The sequence below is a fragment of the Methylobacterium sp. 13MFTsu3.1M2 genome (assembly GCF_900112625.1).
GTDB lineage: Bacteria > Pseudomonadota > Alphaproteobacteria > Rhizobiales > Beijerinckiaceae > Methylobacterium.
This window is the reverse complement of record NZ_FOMM01000029.1, coordinates 12571-29381: the sequence shown is the minus strand read 5'-3', so window position 1 is coordinate 29381 and position 16811 is coordinate 12571. Positions and strand designations below refer to the sequence as shown.

Here is a 16811-nt window from a genome sequence, read left to right as displayed (position 1 = left end):
CAGATAACATGGAGCCTGCCGAGATCGCCCGCGTCCGCCGCTTCGCCCGCGCGGTCACCGCCGAGGTCGGCGCGCTCGATTCCTCGTTCCTCGGTCGCGGCCGTCCCCTGGGCGCGGCGCGGGTCCTGAACGCCATCGGCGCGGGCCGCGCGGAGATCGGCGAGATCCGCGCCTATCTCGGTCTCGATTCCGGCCTGATGAGCCGTCTCCTGCGGAGCCTGGAGGAGGAGGGGCTGGTGGCGACCGCGCCGCATCCCGCGGATGCCCGCCGCCGGGTCGCCTCCCTGACCGAGGCCGGGCGGCGCGAGTTCGCGGCCTACGAGGCGCTGTCGGATGCCCGCGCCGTCGCCCTGCTGGAGCGCGCCCCGCAGGTGGACGCGCTGTTGCACGCCATGGACCGGGTCGCCCTGGCCCTCGGACGCGACGCCATCGCGATCGGGGAGGCCGACCCGACCGACGCGGGCGCCCGCGCCTGCCTCGCCGCCTACTACGCCGAGCTCGCGACCCGGTTTGCCGGCGGGTTCGACGTCGCCCTGTCGTGCGACCCGGAGGCCGCCGCCATGGTGCGGCCGCGCGGCGTGTTCCTGCTCGCGTGCGCCGACGGGTTGCCGGTCGGATGCGTCGGGCTCAAGGGAGGCGGCGGCGCGGTGGCGGAGATCAAGCGGCTCTGGGTCGATCCCGCGGCGCGCGGGCTGGGCCTCGCCAGGCGGCTGATGCGGGAGGCCGAGGCCGCCGCCCGCGACCTCGGGATCCGGACGCTGCGGCTCGACACCAACAGTGCCCTCCCCGAGGCCCTTACGCTCTACCGGCGGTCGGGCTGGGTGGAGATCGACCGCTTCAACGACGATCCCTATCCGGACCACTTCTTCGAGAAGGCCCTCTGAGGCCCTCCGAAGCGCCCGCCGCGACCGGCCGGCGCTGCGCGGCTTCTACTTGGCGGGCACCGGATCCTGGTGCGGGGCGGACTTGCGCAGGGCCGCGCCGGCCGCCTTCTCGGCTTCCGGACGATCCTCGTCGGGCTGCTCCGGCGGCTCGCCGAGGGTCGCCGGAACCACGAAGAACGCCGCCACCAGGGTGAAGAACAGCGACAGCGCCAGCAGCTTGCCCATGCTGGCCGTGCCCGGATGGCTCGACAGGACCAGCGACCCGAAGGCGCTGCCCGTGGTCAGCGCCGAGAAGAAGATCGCCCGGGTCAGGCTGGAGGCGAGCATGTCGGTCACCCCCGCCCGCCACGCGATCACGTAGTAGATGTGGAACGCCACGCCGACCGCGAGCATCAGCGGCAGGGCGATGATGTTGGCGAAGTTCAGCGGCATGCCGACGATGCGCATCGCCATCAGCGTCCAGAGCGTCGCGATCACCAGCGGGCCGAGGGTCATCGCCACGTCCCACGGCTTGCGCAGGGCGACCGAGAGGATGACGAAGATCAGCACGAAGGCCGTCACCGCCGCCTGCACGAAGGCGCCCAGGATCGTGTAGCTCGACTGCGTGGTGGCCACGGGCGCGCCGGTCGCGTGCGGGGCGACCTTCAGGACCTCGTCCGAGAACCGGCGGAGCACGGTGTCGTCGTTCGAGTCGCCCTTCGGGTGAACCTCGATGCGCGCCCGTCCGTCCGCCGCCACCCAGTCGGCCTTCAGCTGCGGCGGCAGGTTGTCCAGCGTGATCTTCTCGGGATGCAGCAGGTCGCGCAGGCGGGCGAGCAGCGGCACCAGATCCTTGGTGAGCGCCACCGAGGCCGCCTCGCGCAGCTGGACCGGGCCGGCGGCGAGCTTGTCCAGGGTGCCGGCGAGCTGCTTGGCCTCCTGGGCGCCCTTCGCGTCGCCCTTGGCGTCGGCCGAGAGGCCGTTGAGCGCCGCGGCGGCGTCCTTGAGCGCCTTGACGTTGTCGGCGTCGGTCGGCGGCGGCGGCCGGCGGCCGGGATTGAGCACCGGGTCCAGCAGCTGGGCCGTGTCGGCGATCTGGGCCAGCTTCTTGTCCTGATCCCGCGGCACGAAGGTGTCGATGCTGTTGACCGAGGCGGTGACCGGCAGGGCCAGGAGCGTCTTCGACAGCGACGGGACCTCCGCGACGCTGGGCGCCAGCACGTCGATGAAGTTCGGGCTGGTCTCGGGATTCTTGATCAGGTCCAGGTAGGTCGCGATGGACTGCGTCTTGGCGCTGCGCAGGTGCATCGGGTTCGAGTCGAACGGCAGGTGCCAGAGGAGCGGCGCGCCGGCCAGGGTCACGAGGCCGACGCCGATCAGGATCGGCTTGCGGTGCCGGATGATCCACGGGTCGACGCCGACGAGCCAGTCGGTCTGGACCGCGGCCTTCTCGCCCACCGGCTTGAACACCGCGATCAGGGCCGGCAGCAGGATCAGCGAGAACAGGAAGGCCACGATCATGCCGACGCCGGCGATCAGGCCCAGCTCCGACACGCCGCGGAAGGCCGTGGGCAGGAAGGCGAAGAAGCCCGCCACCAGCGACACCGCGGCGAGCGTCAGCGACCAGCCGACGCCCCGGGCCGCGGCGCGGATCGCGCTCTCCAGCGTCGGCTGCTCGTAGCGGTCGGCCCGGTAGCGCACCGAGAACTGGATGCCGAAATCGATGCCGAGCCCGACGAACAGGGCCGCGAAGGCCACCGAGATCGGGTTCAGCTCCTTGACCATGATGAGGCCCAGGGCGGCCGTGACCACGAGGCCCGCGAAGGTGGTGATGATCACCGCGCCGACGAGCTTGCCCGAGCGCAGGGCCAGCCACAGGAACAGCACGATCGCGCCGACGATGATGCTGTTGTTGAGGCCGGCATCCTCCGACAGCGTCGCGAACTCCTCGTCCGCCACCGCCACCGTGCCGGTCAGGCGCATCCGCAAGCCGTTCTGGGCGTCGATCCCGAGATCCTTGGCGACGTTGCGGATCAGCTTGGTCGCCTGGTAGCCGGGCTCCAGGGCGTTGAAGTCGAGGACCGGCTGGATCACCACGAACTTCATCTTGTCGGTGACGCTGGTCTCACCCCCCGACAGGAGTTCCTGCCAGGACATCCGCGCCCGCTGACCCGCCAGCACCTTCTGCAGGGTGGCGTCGATCTGCCCCATGGGCTTCTCGAGGTCCTCGATCTTGGCGTCGCCGGTCTTCACGCCGCGCGCGCCCAGCGTCAGCACCCGCATGATGCCCCGCAACGACGGGTCGGCGGCGAGCGGCCCGAGCAGACCCTGCTGCTGGGTCAGCGCCTCCAGGGTCTTGTCGAGGTCCGCCTGCGACATCAGCAGCAGGCCGTTCTTGTTGAAGAACGGGCCGCCGTCAGGCCGGTAGACCGTCTCGATCAGGTTCTTGTGCGCCGTGAGCGCCTTGGCGAGGTTGGCGGCCGCCTCCTCGGTCTCTTCCGGCGTCTCGCCGTTGATGACCGCGACGATGGTGTTGCTGCGCTGCGGGAACGCCTTCTCGAAATTGATCTCGTCCTGCCGCCACGGCTCCTTCGGGTCGATCAGCCGCTCAACGTCGGTGTTGATTCGGAACAGGTGCGCCGCGACTCCGAGGCTCGCGACCGTGAGGAACGCCGTGAAGGCGATCACGATCCACCGATACCGCACCGAGAACGCGACGAGACTTTCGATCACGAGCACCCTGCCTGTTCGCATCGGACGCGCCCCGTGCGCGACCGGCTCCTGCCATCTGTCCGGTCCGAACCCGGGCCACCGACACGGGCGGGCTCAGGGCTCCGCCGCGCGACGCTCCGCGATTCGGCCGGGTGCGCATCGGGTTCGAGGAACGCCACACCGCCCGATCCGAGCGCGCCGCGCGCGCCCGGCACCCGACTGATTGCGCCCGATGCGGTCCGCGGTCGGGACACCCGCCGCGGGCCGGGACTTGCATCGCGGCCACGAGGCTCAGTAAAGAGGGCGATGCCAGATTGCAACGCGGCCGCCGTGGCGCGCATCCCGCGCCCGCCCGTGTGCGCTAGCGCACGGCGTTTCTGGCGCGGCCACCCGAATCGTGGGATTCCGGTCGTATTGCCGACGCAATGCACGTGCTGTCCTCAACGATCGGGCGCGTCCGCCCACGGGCTCCGCAAGCGCGGTCCATGTGGCGCCGTTGCGTCAGGCACGGAATAAGATGTCATCGCCCCGCCCAAACGGGGTCATTTCAGATTAGTTCCAAGCTAGATGGCTGGAATTCGAGATTTTTTCGCGTTAAGCACCCCGATGTCCCGGGGCCGACGAAGTAAGGAGCCGCAATCTTGGGTATCCCCCTCCGGTACGTCGCGAAGATCGGCGGCTACATCCTGAAGCAGCACCTCACGGGCCGCAAGCGTTACCCGCTTGTGATGATGATGGAGCCGCTGTTCCGCTGTAACCTAGCCTGCGCTGGCTGCGGCAAGATCGACTACCCGGACGAGATCCTGAACAAGCGCCTTCCGGTCGCCGACGCGCTCGAATCGGTGCGCGAGTGCGGCGCCCCGGTGGTGGTGATCGCCGGCGGCGAGCCGCTCCTCCACAAGGACCTGCCGCAGATCGTCGAGGGCATCATCGCCCAGAAGAAGTTCGCGATCGTCTGCACGAACGCGCTGCTCCTCGAGAAGAAGATCAAGGAGTACAAGCCGAGCCCGTACTTCACGTGGTCGATCCATCTGGACGGCGACAAGGAGATGCACGACCAGTCGGTGTGCCAGCGCGGCGTCTACGACAAGGCCGTGGCGGCGATCGCGAAGGCCAAGGAGATGGGCTTCCGGGTCACCATCAACTGCACCTTCTTCAACAATTCCCAGCCGGAGAAGATCGCCGACTTCTTCGACAGCGTGACCCGGATGGGCATCGACGGCATCACCGTCTCCCCCGGCTACGCCTACGAGCGCGCCCCCGACCAGAAGCACTTCCTGAACCGCAAGGCGACGAAGGACCTGTTCCGCGGCGTGTTCCGGCACGGCAAGGAGAAGGGCCGCGAGAAGTGGACCTTCCAGCAGTCGGGCCTGTTCCTCGACTTCCTGGCCGGCAACCAGACCTACCACTGCACCCCGTGGGGCAACCCGACCCGCACCGTGTTCGGCTGGCAGAAGCCCTGCTACCTGCTCGGCGAGGGCTACGCGGCGACCTTCAAGGAGCTGATGGAGACCACCGACTGGGACGCCTACGGCACCGGCAACTACGAGAAGTGCGCCGACTGCATGGTCCACTCGGGCTACGAGGCCTCCTCGGTGGTCGATTCGGTCCGCAAGCCCTGGAAGCCGCTGGTGCACGCGATCCGCGGCATCAAGACCGAGGGCGAGATGGCGCCCGAGGTCAGCCTGGAGAACCAGCGCCCGGCCGAATTCGTGTTCTCGCGCAACGTCGCGCAGAAGCTGTCCGAGATCAAAGCGGCCGGCGTCGACACGAAGCAGGAAGCCCGCAAGCGCACCGCCGCCTGACCGGCGCGCGCGACTGACGACACGAGACCCGCGGCCGCGAGGCCGCAGGTCTCTTCGTGTCCAGACCCCGCGGCGCCTCAGCCGAGCCGCGGCACGTGCGGGGCGCAGTCGCGCGGCAGGGTCCCGTCGAGCCGCGGATCGGGCGCGACCTCGACGTGGATCGCGAAAGGAACGAAGCCGGAGCGCCGGTAGAAGGCGAGCGCGCCGGGATGGTCCAGCGTGCAGGTATGCACCCAGAACCGCGCGATCGGGCGCGCCCAGGCCCGGCCGATCGCCGCGTTCATCAGCGTGCGGCCGATCCCGGTACCGACCGCGTCCCCGGTCAGTCCGAGGAAGACCAGCTCGCAGGTGCCGGGCCGGCGGAAATCCAGTTCCAGCATGCCGACGTTCCGCCCGTCCCGCCGCAGCGCGAGGATCTCGACATCCCGGTCGGCCAGGATCGCCGCCAGGGCTTCGTCGGCCAGGGTGAGGCGCGAGAACCAGAGCCAGTCGGCGCCCACCGCCCGGAACAGGCTCCGGTAGGTCTCCGGGTCGGTGCGTTCCAGGGGCTCGAGGGCGAGCCCGGGCGGGAACGGCCGTCCGGGCCGCGGGGGCGGCGGGCGCAGCATTTCCAGGCTGGTGACGATCGTGGCGAGATGGCCGGGCGGCACCGCCGCGTAGCCCGGTGTGAGAGTCGGGATTCCGGTCTCCGGCAGCATCGATCCCCTCCGCGGTCGCCTCGGCGCGGCCCGGTCACGCGGAAAGCGGGCGCCGCCGCGCGACCAGCCACGGCAGCACGCAGGCCGCCGACACCGCGATCGCGGCGGCGTAGGCCGCGACCGGGTCGATGCGCCCGAGCAGCAGGTGCACGCAGACATAGAAGGCCAGCACGCCGAACGCGCCCTGGGCGCTGCCGCGCACCACCTCCAGGGCGGCGCCGACGCCGTCCTGCGCCCGGGCGAAGACGATGAGCGGCCAGGAGATGATCGGGATCGGCGCCAGGACGCCGCTCAGGCCGGAGCCGAGATGCGGCGCCAGCCCCGAGACCAGCAGGACCAGGGCGGTGGCGGCCGCGAGCCGGGCCGGCATGTCCCAGCGCGGCGGGCGCGCCCGGCGGGCCGGCGATTCGGTCCCCGCGGCCGGCCGGCACAGGGCGACCACCAGGACCATCGCCGGCAGGTCGATCGCCGTGGCGAGCCACAGGCCGGGCTGGATCACCCCGTGCAGCAGCGCGCCGCCGAGGACGAAGCCCGCGAGGGCGAGCAGCGCGGCCGCGAGGCCCCCCGTCCGCGGCGCGGCGACGGCGTAGACGAGGTAGCTGACGGTGACCGCGCCGAGCCCCTCCACCGAGCCGATCGCCGCGTCGGCGGCGAAGCGCTCGCCCTGCTCGGCGGCGAGGTAGATCGAGATCGGCGCCGAGGTCAGCGGGAGGCCCGAGAGCAGGCCGCCGACGAGGCTGCCCCACCGGCGCGCGGCCGCCGACACGGCCCACATCAGGGTCGGCGTGACGACGATCTTGGCGGCGATCAGGCTCATGGCGACCGGCGGGTCCCGGGGCCTCAGGCCGCCTGGGGCGGCCCGTCATCCTCCGGGTCGGCGGGCGAGTTGAGGATGTCCTCGAGCTCGTCGACCAGCCGGTCGACCTGGTCCTCGGTGGCGAGCACCTTCAGAACCTCTCCGGTCTCCGTCTCGACGGCCAGCTCGATATGCGGCCCGACCCGGGCCGTCAGGATCCGGGCCAGGATCTTGATTGCGCTCATGCGAGTGCCTCCTCCGCGGCGATGAGGCCGACCGCCACCGCCGGTCCACAGGTCGAGATGCCGTCGCGCGCGCCGCCGATCCGGTCCGCCAGCAGCGTCACGAGCGGTGTCGAGGACCGGCCGAGACGCTCGGCGAGGCGGGCGCCCACGAAGGCGCCGGCGCCGCACAGGACGAGGGGCGCGTCCGCGCCGATGTCGGGCCGGCTGAGGATCTCCGCCGCCGCGTCGTGCAGCAGGCGCAGCTGCGCCTCGGCGAAATGGGCGGCGAGCGCCGTCCAGGCCGCTCCGGGCGCCTCCGCCCGGTCCCGCCCGACGATCCGGGCGAGCCGGGTCTCGCTCTCGGCGACCGTCTTGCCCTTGCGGTCGCCGCTCGGCTGCTGGTCGGCGCCCTCGGGGAGCTGGCCGAGGATGCGGTAGACGTCCGCCATGTGGGCGAAGGTCTCGGTCATCAGCCGGGTCCGGCGGCCCGCGAAGGGGGCGTGGTCGGACAGGGCGATCACCGGCGTGCGCACCGCGCCGGTATAGACGAGCTCGCCGGTCTCCAGCCGCTCGGCGTCGCTGTAGCCGGTCGCGGCCGGCCGCCCGCCCACGACGGGAATCAGGTCGGCGGTGGTCGAGCCGATATCGACCAGCAGCGCATCCGGGACGTGCCGGCCGGCGAGCGCCGCGGTGGCGTGCCAGTTGGCCGAGGCCACGTCCGCCGACAGGGACGCGGCCGCCTCGGGGGCGACGAGGCCGGAGCGGCCGGCGTAGATCCGCACGGTCCCGGCGAGGTGCGACCCGGCCCATCCGGCGAGCGCCGCGACGCCGTCGCGCCGGTCGGCGAAGCAGTCGGTCAGCTCGCCCGTCATGGTCACGGCGTGCAGGGCCGCGCCGCGGGCCCAGTCGGGGGCGGCCTCCAGCGCCCGGTCGAGGGCCGGCAGGCCCTGCCAGAGCGGGCACGGCACCTGGGCGGCGGCCGCGACCCGGCCGTCCTCGACCAGGGCGACCTTGACGTGGACCCCGCCGAGGTCCCACCCGATGGTCGTTGGGTTTGATGAGCGCATGGGACCGCGATGAGCGCCTCGATGGACCACAGGATCGGGCGCCCCGGCTTCGCGGTGATCCCGGTGCTCGATCTCCGGGGCGGCCGCGTGGTGCGGGCGCGCCGGGGCGAGCGCTCCTCCTATGCCCCGATCGAGACGCCCTTGGCAAAGGGCTCGGCGCCGGACGCGGTGGCCCGCGGGCTGGTCGACGCGTGGCCCGCCGCGATCCTCTACGTCGCCGATCTCGACGCGATCATCGACCGCGCCGCGCCCGATCTCCGCGCCCTGGAGGCGATCGCCCGCGCCTGCCCGGGGATCGCCCTGTGGGTCGATGCCGGCTTCGCCGAGCCGGAGGGCGTCGCGGCGTTCCTGGAGGCCGGGCTCGGGCGACCGGTGATCGGCAGCGAGAGCCAGGCGGATGCCGACCTCGTGACGCGGCTCGGCGACCGGGCGGTGTTCTCCCTCGACACGCGCGGCGCGGAGCGGCTCGGCCCGGCGGCCCTCCACGACGATCCGGCGCTCTGGCCGCCGGAGGTGATCGCCATGACGCTGGCGCAGGTCGGCGCCGGGGCCGGCCCGGACCTCGCGGCCCTGGGAGCCCTGCGGGCGCGGGCGCCGGATCGCCGCCTCTACGCGGCGGGCGGCGTGCGCGGCCCGGACGACCTGCGGGCGCTCCGGGCGGCCGGGATCGCCGGGGCGCTGGTCGCCTCGGCCCTCCACGACGGCACCCTGTCCCGGGCGACGGCGCCCGACCTCGCCTGACGCTTCCGGCCCGGGCCCGCGGCTGCTAAACCGCGCGACAGAGAGACCACCGACACGAGCCGTCAGACGATGGAAAAGTTCACCACCCTGGAGGGCGTCGCGGCGCCCCTGCGGACGATCAACGTCGATACCGACCGGATCATCCCGGCGAAGTACCTGAAGACGATCCGGCGGACCGGCCTCGGCAAGAGCCTGTTCGCCGAGATGCGCTACCGGGAGGACGGCTCCGAGAACCCGGACTTCATCCTCAACCAGCCGGCCTACCGGAACAGCAAGATCCTGGTGTGCGGCGACAATTTCGGCTGCGGCTCGTCCCGGGAGCACGCGCCCTGGGCGCTGGCCGATTTCGGCATCCGCTGCGTGATCTCCACGAGCTTCGCCGACATCTTCTTCAACAACTGCGCGAAGAACGGCATCTTGGCGATCGTCGTGTCGCCCGAGGATCTGGAGAAGCTCTTCGAGGACGCCGAGCGCGGCGCGAACGCCACCCTGACGGTCGACCTGGCGGCGCAGACGATCCGGGGACCGGACGGCGGCACCCTGCATTTCGACGTCGACGAGGGCCGCAAGCACAACCTGCTGAACGGCCTGGACGAGATCGGGCTGACGCTGGAGCGCGTCTCCTCCATCGACGCCTACGAGCAGAAGCTCGCCCAGCGCGAGTGGGCCTGAGCGACCGGACCCGCGTCCCGACGGCGGTCGCGTCGGGCTGACGCGACCGCCGGTCCGAGGCCAGGGCCTGCCTCACCCGAGCCGCATGGACAGCTCCACGTCCTCGGCGAACGGCACCGACAGGTAGCCGCGGCTCGGCGCGCGCACCCGCTGCAGGTAGTCCGGGCTGTGGTCCGCGTTGTCGGCGACCACCAGGGCCCCCGGTCCGAGGCGACTCTCCACGAGGCTCAGAACCTCCGGATAGAGCCCCTTCGCCCCGTCGAGGAGTAGCAGGTCGACCGAGTCGGGTAGGTCGAGGCCGAGGGTCTGGAGGGCGTCGCCCTCGCGGAACTCGACGAGGTCCGCCAGCCCGGCCTCCATCAGGTTCGCCCGCGCCCGCACCACCTTGGACGGCTCGAACTCGCAGGTGATCAGCCGGCCGCCGCCGTTGTCGCGCAGGGCCGCGGCGAGGTGCAGGGTCGAGAGACCGAAGGACGTGCCGAACTCGACGATCGTCCGCGCCCGGCGGGTTCGCGCGAGCATGTAGAGCAGCCGGCCGGTCTCCCGAGAGACCGCGAGGGGCATATCCTTGAGCCGGCTGTAGAAGTCCCGGTAGCCGGTGCGGCTGCCCATGAGGCGCGCCCGCTCGTCCGCCGAGAGATCGCCGATGGCGCTCAAGGGTGAGGAGGCCTCCGCCCGCGCGAAGAGACTGTCCAACAGCGACGCGATACGCGGTTCGGCGAGTGTGGATGCTGAGAGTGACATGGCGCGTTGCTTTCCGTCTTGCGCGTTCAACTGAACACGACGCAGAGTACCGGCGCCCCCTGCCCGCGCCTATTCGCGTTCCGAGCCCCGCCCCATGCCCGACCGGCCAAGTCTCGGAATCTTCAGGCGAAAGCAGCCCCGGCAGGCGCGCTCCAGCGACCTCGTCGCGGCCGTTCTGGAGGCCGCCGCTCAGGTTCTGGCGGAGGTCGGCGCGGCGCGCTTCACGACGGCGCGGGTCGCCGAGCGCGCCGGCGTCAGCATCGGCTCGCTCTACCAGTACTTCCCCAACAAGGCGGCGATCCTGTTCCAGCTCCAGAGCGACGAGTGGCGGGACACGAGCGCCCTCCTCGCCGGCATCCTGACGGATCCCGCTTGCGCGCCCGGCGAGCGCCTGCGCGCCGCCGTCCACGCCTTCGTGCGCTCGGAATGCGCGGAGGCCGCGATGCGCCGGGCCCTCGACGCGGCCGCCCCGGCCTATCGCGACGCGCCCGAGGCCGCGGAGCCGCAGCTGGCCGGCTCGCAGGCCTTCCGCGACTTCCTGCGCGCGGCACTTCCCGCGTCGCCCGAGACGGACCTGGCGGTCGCGGGCGAGATCATCGCGATGACGCTCGGCGAGGTCGGCGAGCGCATCTCGGAGGTGGTCCGGACCGAGGCGGCCATGGCGACCTTCGCGGACGCCCTGGCCGACATGCTCTGCGCCTATCTGGACCGCCTGGGCAGCCGAGACCGGGCCGGCACGCCGCCCTGAAGACGAGCCCCGGCCCGGCGAACCGGACGCGGCCCTATCCCGGTCGGCTCAGCCGGACTCGCCGGTGAACGCCTCGAAGGCGCGGGCGGTGTAGACCAGGGCGGCGCCGGCGTTCAGTGCCACCGCCACGCCCAGCGCCTCCACGACCTCCTCCTTGCTCGCGCCGGCCTTGCGGGCGGCGTCGGAATGCACCGCGATGCAGCCGTCGCACCGGGTCGTGACCGCGACCGCGAGGGCGATCAGCTCGCGGGTCTTCGCGTCCAGCTTGCGCTCGGTCGGGGCCGCCGCGGCGAGCTGGTCGTGGGCCTTGAGGAGGTCCGGGCTCACCGCACCGATGCGCCCGAGCGTGCTGACGAGCTCGGCGCCGTACTGATTCCAGTCCTTCATCATGCGTCCCGTCTCCCTGTTCGTTGACCCGACCGGCGATGCGCCAGTACGGTGCCAACCTACCGGTTGGTAGGCCGAAGGGTCAAGACGAGGCGGGTTTCCTCACCGTTCGTTAACCCACATGTCGCCTGAATCCGCGCCCAGACTCCGTTCCGCATCGTGAGGATCGTCAGCATGCCGAAGCACCCGACGGGACCGAGGACGGCGCGCGCGCTCGGGCTGCTCGCCGGCATCGCGGTCCTGCCCCTGGCGAGCCTGCCGGCGCGGGCCGATTTCGACAGCTGCCTCGCCGGCATCCAGTCGCAGGCGGCAGCGGCGGGCGTCTCGGCGCAGACCTTCCGGGCCGCCACGAGCGGCATCGGCTACGACGACAAGGTGATCGAGCTGTCCCAGGCGCAGCCCGAGTTCAAGACGCCGATCTGGGACTACATGGCGGCGCTCGTCGACGACGAGCGGGTCGAGGACGGGCGCGCGGCCATGCGCCAGAACGCGGCGGCGCTCGCCCAGGCCGAGTCGCGCTACGGGGTCGACCGCTACACGATCGCGGCGGTCTGGGGCGTCGAGTCGAATTTCGGCAAGAACCTCGGCAAGATGCCGCTGGTGCAGTCGCTGGCGACGCTCGCCTGCTCGAACAACCGCCGTCGGGACTTCTTCCGCGGCGAGCTGATCGCCACCCTGCGGATCATCGAGCGCGGCGACATCGCGCCGGAGCGGCTGACCGGCTCCTGGGCGGGCGCCTTCGGCCAGACCCAGTTCATGCCAACGACCTATCAGCGACTCGCCGTGGACGGCGACGGCGACGGCCGGCGCGACGTGGTCGACTCCGTGGCCGACGCCGTCGCCTCCACCGCCAACTTCCTGCGCGTCGCCAAGTGGCAGAACGGTCAGGTCTGGGGCTACGAGGTGAAGCTGCCCCGCGGCTTCAACGTCGGCGCCGCCGGGCGCAAGAACAAGAAGCCGGTCGCCCACTGGGCGTCGCTCGGCGTCACCCGCGCGGACGGGCGCCCGCTCTCGGGCGAGGGCCCGGCCGGGATCCTGGCGCCCGCCGGCATCGACGGACCGGCCTTCCTGGTGACCCGGAACTTCGACGCGATCTACTCATACAACGCCGCCGAATCCTACGGCCTCGCCATCGCGGTCCTGTCCGACCGGCTGCGCGGCCGGCCCGGCGTCCAGGCCGCCTGGCCGACCGACGACCCGCCCCTGTCGCGGGCCGAGCGCCGCGACCTCCAGACCCGACTGGCCGCCCGCGGCTACGACGTCGGCGAGCCGGACGGTAAGGTCGGCCAGAAGACGCGCGACGCCATCAAGGACGTCGAGCGCCGGCTCGGCATGACACCGACGGGCCGCGCCGGCGGCAAAGTTCTGGAGGCCCTGCGCGGCGGATGAGCCGGCGGCTGATCACGTCGGGGTCCCCGTTCGAGCGGGATTACGGCTACTCCCGGGCGGTGGTCGACGGCGACACCGTCTACCTCTCTGGGACGACCGGCTACGACTACGCCACGATGACGATGCCCGACGGCGCCGCCGCGCAGGCCGAGGCCTGCTGGCGCACGATCCGTTCGGTCCTCGCCGAGGCCGGAACCGGCCTCGCCGGCGTCCTGCGCGCCACCTACTACGTCACCGACCGGGACGATGCCGAGGCCGTGCTGGCCGTCTGCGGGCGGGTGCTGGCGGACGTCCGGCCCGCCGCCACGATCGTGGTCGTGGCGGGCCTCCTGCGCCCCGAGATGCGCGTCGAGATCGAGGTGACCGCGCGGATCGGCTAGACGCCTGTCCCGCTCCCGATCGCGCCATCTCCACGCCGTTCCGTCGGGCCGCGGCGCCACTCCGATCCGCAGATGACGTCATCCCCATCGTGCCCGAGCTCTGCGTGCAAGGGAGCGACTCGATCCCGGTCATTCGGGCTGGTCGGGCGTAGCCCCGCGCCACGGGCACGATCTCAGGTTCTGCTCGCCGACTGACGGCCCGCTCCTGCAGCCGGCGCAGACCGCGTCGCGGGTGACCGCTTCCTCGCCCGCCCTGCGCGCCTGAACCGCGTGTCTTTCAGATCTCGATCCAGATCTGCGAGATTACGTTGACATGCGGGCTCAGATTTATCAGGCCACACCGCAGCATCGACGACTTTGTCGATCTCGCGGAACGTATTATGATAAAGATATTTTTGAGTAAAAATCTATCGCGTAGGATGATGACGCAGATTGCCTTGATAGGGCTGCTTGTATCGGTCATCGGTGTCATCGGACTGCGCATGTATTACCAGGAAATGCTGTCGGGGCGGCTGCAGTCCCTGCGCACGGCCACGGAGTTGTTCACCACCTATGCGCAAAGTCTCGAGAGCCGGGTCAGGAGCGGCGCCCTGTCCCGTGAGGCAGCTCGGGCGGAGCTGGCGGAGACCGCCATGGCCATGCGATTCGATAACGGCACCAACTACGTCGCCATCTACGCGATGGACGGCACGGTCCTCGCGGTCCCCGACCGCCGTCTCGTCGGCAGCAACCAGCTGGAGACCCGGGTCAACGGCGTTCGTGCGGCCGGAACGCTGATCGAACGGCTGAAGACCTCCGACACGGCGACGCTGAGCTATCTCTACCCCCGGCCGGGGCACGAAGGCCTGTCTCCGAAGACGACGCTCGCCGTCAGGTTCGAGCCCTGGGACATCATGATCGCGGCTGGGACCTACACCGACGACATCAGGGCCGCCTTCCAGGCGCTCGCCCTCGCGGCGACCGGCCTTCTGCTCGGGGTCGGCGCGCTCGGCGTGATCGGCTCCGTCCTGATCGGGCGCGGCATCACGCGCCCGCTCGACCGCCTCGGTCGCCGGATGCAGGCGCTCGCCCGGGGCGACGGCGCGGAGCCGATACCGGGACTCGAGCGGACGGACGAGATCGGTCAGATGGCCCGGACCGTCGAAGTGTTCCGGCAGGCGCTGGTCGCCAAGGCCGAGACGGACCGGGCGGTCGCGCGCGAAGCTGAGGCCAAGGTCCGGCATGCGCAGACCCTCGACGCGCTCACCCGGGCGTTCGAGGCCCGGGCCGGGGCGCTGATGACGGGCGTCTCCGCGGCCGCCACGGAGATGCAGGCGACCGCCGAGGCGATGGCGCGGACGGCGTCGCGCACGAGTGCCCGAGCGACGCGCGTCGCCGGGGCCGCGCAGGAGACCGCCGGGAGCGTGCAGAGCGTCGCCGCAGCCACCGAGGAGATGGCGATCACCATCCAGGAGATCTCCGGACGGATGGCGCAATCCTCGGCCAAGACCGCGCGGGCGGCCACCGAGGCGCGGCGCACGGACGCCCTCGTGGGCGATCTCGCCGACGGGGCCGAGCGGATCGGGGCCGTCGCCAGCATGATCGCCGGCATCGCCCGTCAGACCAACCTCCTCGCCCTCAACGCCACGATCGAGGCGGCGCGGGCCGGCGAGGCGGGCCGGGGCTTCGCCATCGTGGCGGGGGAGGTCAAGGCGCTGGCCGAGCAGACCGCGGCCGCAACCGAGGAGATCGCCGCGCGGATCGGCGCGGTCCAGGCCTCGACCCGGCAGGCCGTGGAGGCGATCCACGGGATCGGCCGCAGCGTGGGCGAGGTCAGCACGCTCGCCGCATCCGTCGCGGCCGCGATCGAGCAGCAGGGCGCGACCACCGAGGAGATCGTGCGCAGCGTCGCGCGCGCGGCGGCCGGCACGGAGGCCGTCACCGGCAACATCGCCGAGGTCTCGCAGGGCGCCGAGGCGACGGGCGAGGCGGCCGAGCAGGTGCTCGGCGCCGCGATCGACCTGTCGCGCAGGTCCGATCAGCTCTCCGCCGAGATCCACCGGCTTCTCGACGGGATCCGGGCTGCCTGAGGAGCGCTATCGGCCGACTGGACGGACCTGTCGGCCACGAAAAAACCGGCCCGGCTGAGCCGGACCGGTCTGAAACGGGGCGATCGCTCCGGCCTGCGGAGCGAATCGGACAGCTTACTCGGCGGCAGCCGGCGCCTGGGCCGGGGCGTCCTTGGCCTTGTAACGGTCGGTGCGCTCGACGATGCGGGCCGACTTACCGCGCCGGTCGCGCAGGTAGTACAGCTTGGCGCGGCGCACCTTGCCGCGGCGGGCCACCTTGATCGAGTCGATCATCGGCGAATGGACCGGGAAGACGCGCTCCACGCCCTCACCGTAGGAGATCTTGCGGACCGTGAAGCTCTCGTTGAGGCCGCCGCCCGAGCGGGCGATGCAGACGCCCTCGTAGGCCTGGACGCGGGTGCGCTCGCCTTCCTTCACGCGGACGTTGACGATGAGCGTATCGCCCGGCTCGAAATCCGGGATGGTCTTGGCGAGGCGCGCGACTTCCTCGCGCTCCAGCTGCTCGATGATGTTCATGGCATAGCTCCGGCCGTCGCGCCGTTCCGCCCCTCATGGGCGATCGGCGCCAGGATTTCGGCGATCCTGTTGTGAGTTGGGCGGCTCTCTACAGGATCGGCGCCGGCTTGTCGATTGGGTTGCCGCCGCGATCCGTCCGCGCTGCTGCCGGCGCGGCGGATCGTCGGTCGACTTGGGATCAGGGCCCGATGCGCGCCGCCCGTGAAGCGCTCCGGCCTCGCGTCAGCGGCGCTCCCCGGATGCGGATCGTACTTCGGGCAGCACGCAGGCAGAGAGGAAGGCGGCGAGATCGTCCGTGATGTGGTCGATATGCGGCTCGCGCACCGCCTCCTGCTCGAAGGCCTCGCGGTAGGGATCGGTGACCTTCGGCACCACCAGCACGGTCGCCATGCCGAGGTCGTGCGGCACCGCGAGGTTGCGGGCGATGTCCTCGAACAGGGCGGCGCGGGTCGGTTCGACGGCGTGCTTCTCTAGGAACCGCTCGTAGGTCGTGCGCTCCGGCTTCGGCACGAAGTCGGCGGCGGCGATGTCGAACACGTCCTCGAAATGGTCGAGGATGCCGAGCTTGGCGGCAACGTTCTCGGCGTGCCGGCGCGACCCGTTGGTCAGGATCAGCTTGCGCCCGGGCAGCCGCTCGATCGCGTCGCCGAGGCTCTTGTCGAGCTTGATCGACGAATGGTCGATGTCGTGCGCGAAATCGAGGAAGTCGTGGGGATCGACCCGCGACTCGACCATCAGCGCCGACAGCGTCGTTCCGTAGCGGTGGTAGAAGTACTTCTGCAGGGCTCGGGCCGAGATCCCGTCGAGCCCGTAGAGCTGCATCACGTACAGGGTGATGCGCTCGTCGACCTTCGGCCAGACCGCCGCGTCGCTCGGGTAGAGCGTGTTGTCGAGGTCGAACACCCAGGTGTCGACATCGGCGAAGCCGCGCGCCGCGGGCGTGGTGAACTGGGCCTTGTCGGGGTGGTGCACCGGAACCCCTCAGGTTGCTGTTGCCCCG

17 protein-coding genes are annotated in these 16811 nt (G+C 71.5%); 8 read left to right on the top strand and 9 right to left on the bottom strand.

The genetic code is table 11. The annotated features are described in order from the left end of the window. Positions 1-8 precede the first annotated feature (8 nt). The gene (locus tag BM314_RS24835; RefSeq protein WP_091980926.1) at positions 9-884 is read left to right on the top strand and encodes a bifunctional helix-turn-helix transcriptional regulator/GNAT family N-acetyltransferase; all 876 of its coding nucleotides are present in this window, start codon (positions 9-11) and stop codon (positions 882-884) included. A 45-nt stretch (positions 885-929) separates the two neighbouring features. Here the strand turns inward: BM314_RS24835 and BM314_RS24830 are convergent, their stop codons facing one another. Next, on the bottom strand, positions 930-3596 hold the full coding sequence (locus BM314_RS24830) for an MMPL family transporter (RefSeq protein WP_056529641.1): 2667 nt from the start codon (positions 3594-3596) through the stop codon (positions 930-932). A 620-nt stretch (positions 3597-4216) separates the two neighbouring features. Here BM314_RS24830 and hpnH point away from each other — a divergent pair. After that, a complete protein-coding gene (hpnH, locus tag BM314_RS24825; protein WP_020095300.1) occupies positions 4217-5380 on the top strand; it encodes an adenosyl-hopene transferase HpnH in 1164 nt (387 codons plus the stop codon). 77 nt (positions 5381-5457) lie between these two features. Here the strand turns inward: hpnH and BM314_RS24820 are convergent, their stop codons facing one another. From BM314_RS24820 to BM314_RS24805, 4 genes are read right to left on the bottom strand one after another with little or no spacing between them, the layout of a single operon-like run. After that, positions 5458-6078, bottom strand: coding sequence for a GNAT family N-acetyltransferase (locus tag BM314_RS24820; RefSeq protein ID WP_020095299.1), 621 nt, complete (start codon positions 6076-6078; stop codon positions 5458-5460). Between the two features lie 34 nt (positions 6079-6112). Beyond that, on the bottom strand, positions 6113-6895 hold the full coding sequence (locus tag BM314_RS24815) for a hypothetical protein (protein ID WP_091980924.1): 783 nt from the start codon (positions 6893-6895) through the stop codon (positions 6113-6115). Positions 6896-6918: 23 nt separating this feature from the next. Continuing rightward, complete coding sequence (locus BM314_RS24810; RefSeq protein WP_012317969.1) at positions 6919-7119, bottom strand: hypothetical protein; 201 nt, start codon at positions 7117-7119, stop codon at positions 6919-6921. Next, positions 7116-8165, bottom strand: a complete 1050-nt coding sequence (locus BM314_RS24805; RefSeq protein ID WP_091980921.1) for a hydantoinase/oxoprolinase family protein — start codon at positions 8163-8165, stop codon at positions 7116-7118. Before BM314_RS24805 ends, BM314_RS24810 begins: the two co-directional genes overlap by 4 nt. Before the next feature lie 9 nt (positions 8166-8174). Between BM314_RS24805 and BM314_RS24800 the strand changes: the two genes are divergently transcribed. Next, complete coding sequence (locus BM314_RS24800) at positions 8175-8906, top strand: HisA/HisF-related TIM barrel protein (RefSeq protein ID WP_091928214.1); 732 nt, start codon at positions 8175-8177, stop codon at positions 8904-8906. 69 nt (positions 8907-8975) lie between these two features. After that, positions 8976-9578 carry a 3-isopropylmalate dehydratase small subunit gene (gene leuD / locus BM314_RS24795; protein ID WP_020095295.1) on the top strand — a complete coding sequence of 201 codons (603 nt, stop codon included), beginning with the start codon at positions 8976-8978 and terminating at the stop codon, positions 9576-9578. A 72-nt stretch (positions 9579-9650) separates the two neighbouring features. On the opposite strand, the gene BM314_RS24790 is transcribed toward leuD, so the two are convergent. After that, positions 9651-10322: an O-methyltransferase gene (locus BM314_RS24790; RefSeq protein WP_091980918.1), complete on the bottom strand. Its 672-nt coding sequence runs from the start codon at positions 10320-10322 to the stop codon at positions 9651-9653. A gap of 94 nt (positions 10323-10416) precedes the next feature. Between BM314_RS24790 and BM314_RS24785 the strand changes: the two genes are divergently transcribed. Then, the gene (locus BM314_RS24785; RefSeq protein ID WP_091980916.1) at positions 10417-11070 is read left to right on the top strand and encodes a TetR/AcrR family transcriptional regulator; all 654 of its coding nucleotides are present in this window, start codon (positions 10417-10419) and stop codon (positions 11068-11070) included. A 48-nt stretch (positions 11071-11118) separates the two neighbouring features. Here BM314_RS24785 and BM314_RS24780 read toward each other — a convergent pair whose 3' ends face one another. Further along, entirely contained in the window at positions 11119-11460 is a 342-nt protein-coding gene (locus tag BM314_RS24780) for a carboxymuconolactone decarboxylase family protein (RefSeq protein ID WP_020095292.1), read from the bottom strand. A gap of 171 nt (positions 11461-11631) precedes the next feature. On the opposite strand from BM314_RS24780, the gene BM314_RS24775 reads away from it, so the two are divergent. The 3 genes from BM314_RS24775 to BM314_RS24765 all read left to right on the top strand — a co-directional run bounded on the left by BM314_RS24775 (position 11632) and on the right by BM314_RS24765 (position 15295). Further along, positions 11632-12846, top strand: a complete 1215-nt coding sequence (locus BM314_RS24775) for a lytic murein transglycosylase (protein ID WP_020095291.1) — start codon at positions 11632-11634, stop codon at positions 12844-12846. Next, positions 12843-13226 (top strand): RidA family protein, encoded by a 384-nt coding sequence (locus BM314_RS24770; protein WP_091980913.1) that lies wholly within the window; start codon positions 12843-12845, stop codon positions 13224-13226. Before BM314_RS24775 ends, BM314_RS24770 begins: the two co-directional genes overlap by 4 nt. Before the next feature lie 482 nt (positions 13227-13708). Continuing rightward, positions 13709-15295 carry a methyl-accepting chemotaxis protein gene (locus tag BM314_RS24765; protein WP_083916205.1) on the top strand — a complete coding sequence of 529 codons (1587 nt, stop codon included), beginning with the start codon at positions 13709-13711 and terminating at the stop codon, positions 15293-15295. A 114-nt stretch (positions 15296-15409) separates the two neighbouring features. On the opposite strand, the gene rplS is transcribed toward BM314_RS24765, so the two are convergent. Next, a complete protein-coding gene (gene rplS / locus BM314_RS24760) occupies positions 15410-15811 on the bottom strand; it encodes a 50S ribosomal protein L19 (protein WP_091980910.1) in 402 nt (133 codons plus the stop codon). Between the two features lie 222 nt (positions 15812-16033). Further along, positions 16034-16783: a pyrimidine 5'-nucleotidase gene (locus BM314_RS24755; RefSeq protein WP_042672461.1), complete on the bottom strand. Its 750-nt coding sequence runs from the start codon at positions 16781-16783 to the stop codon at positions 16034-16036. Positions 16784-16811 lie beyond the last annotated feature (28 nt).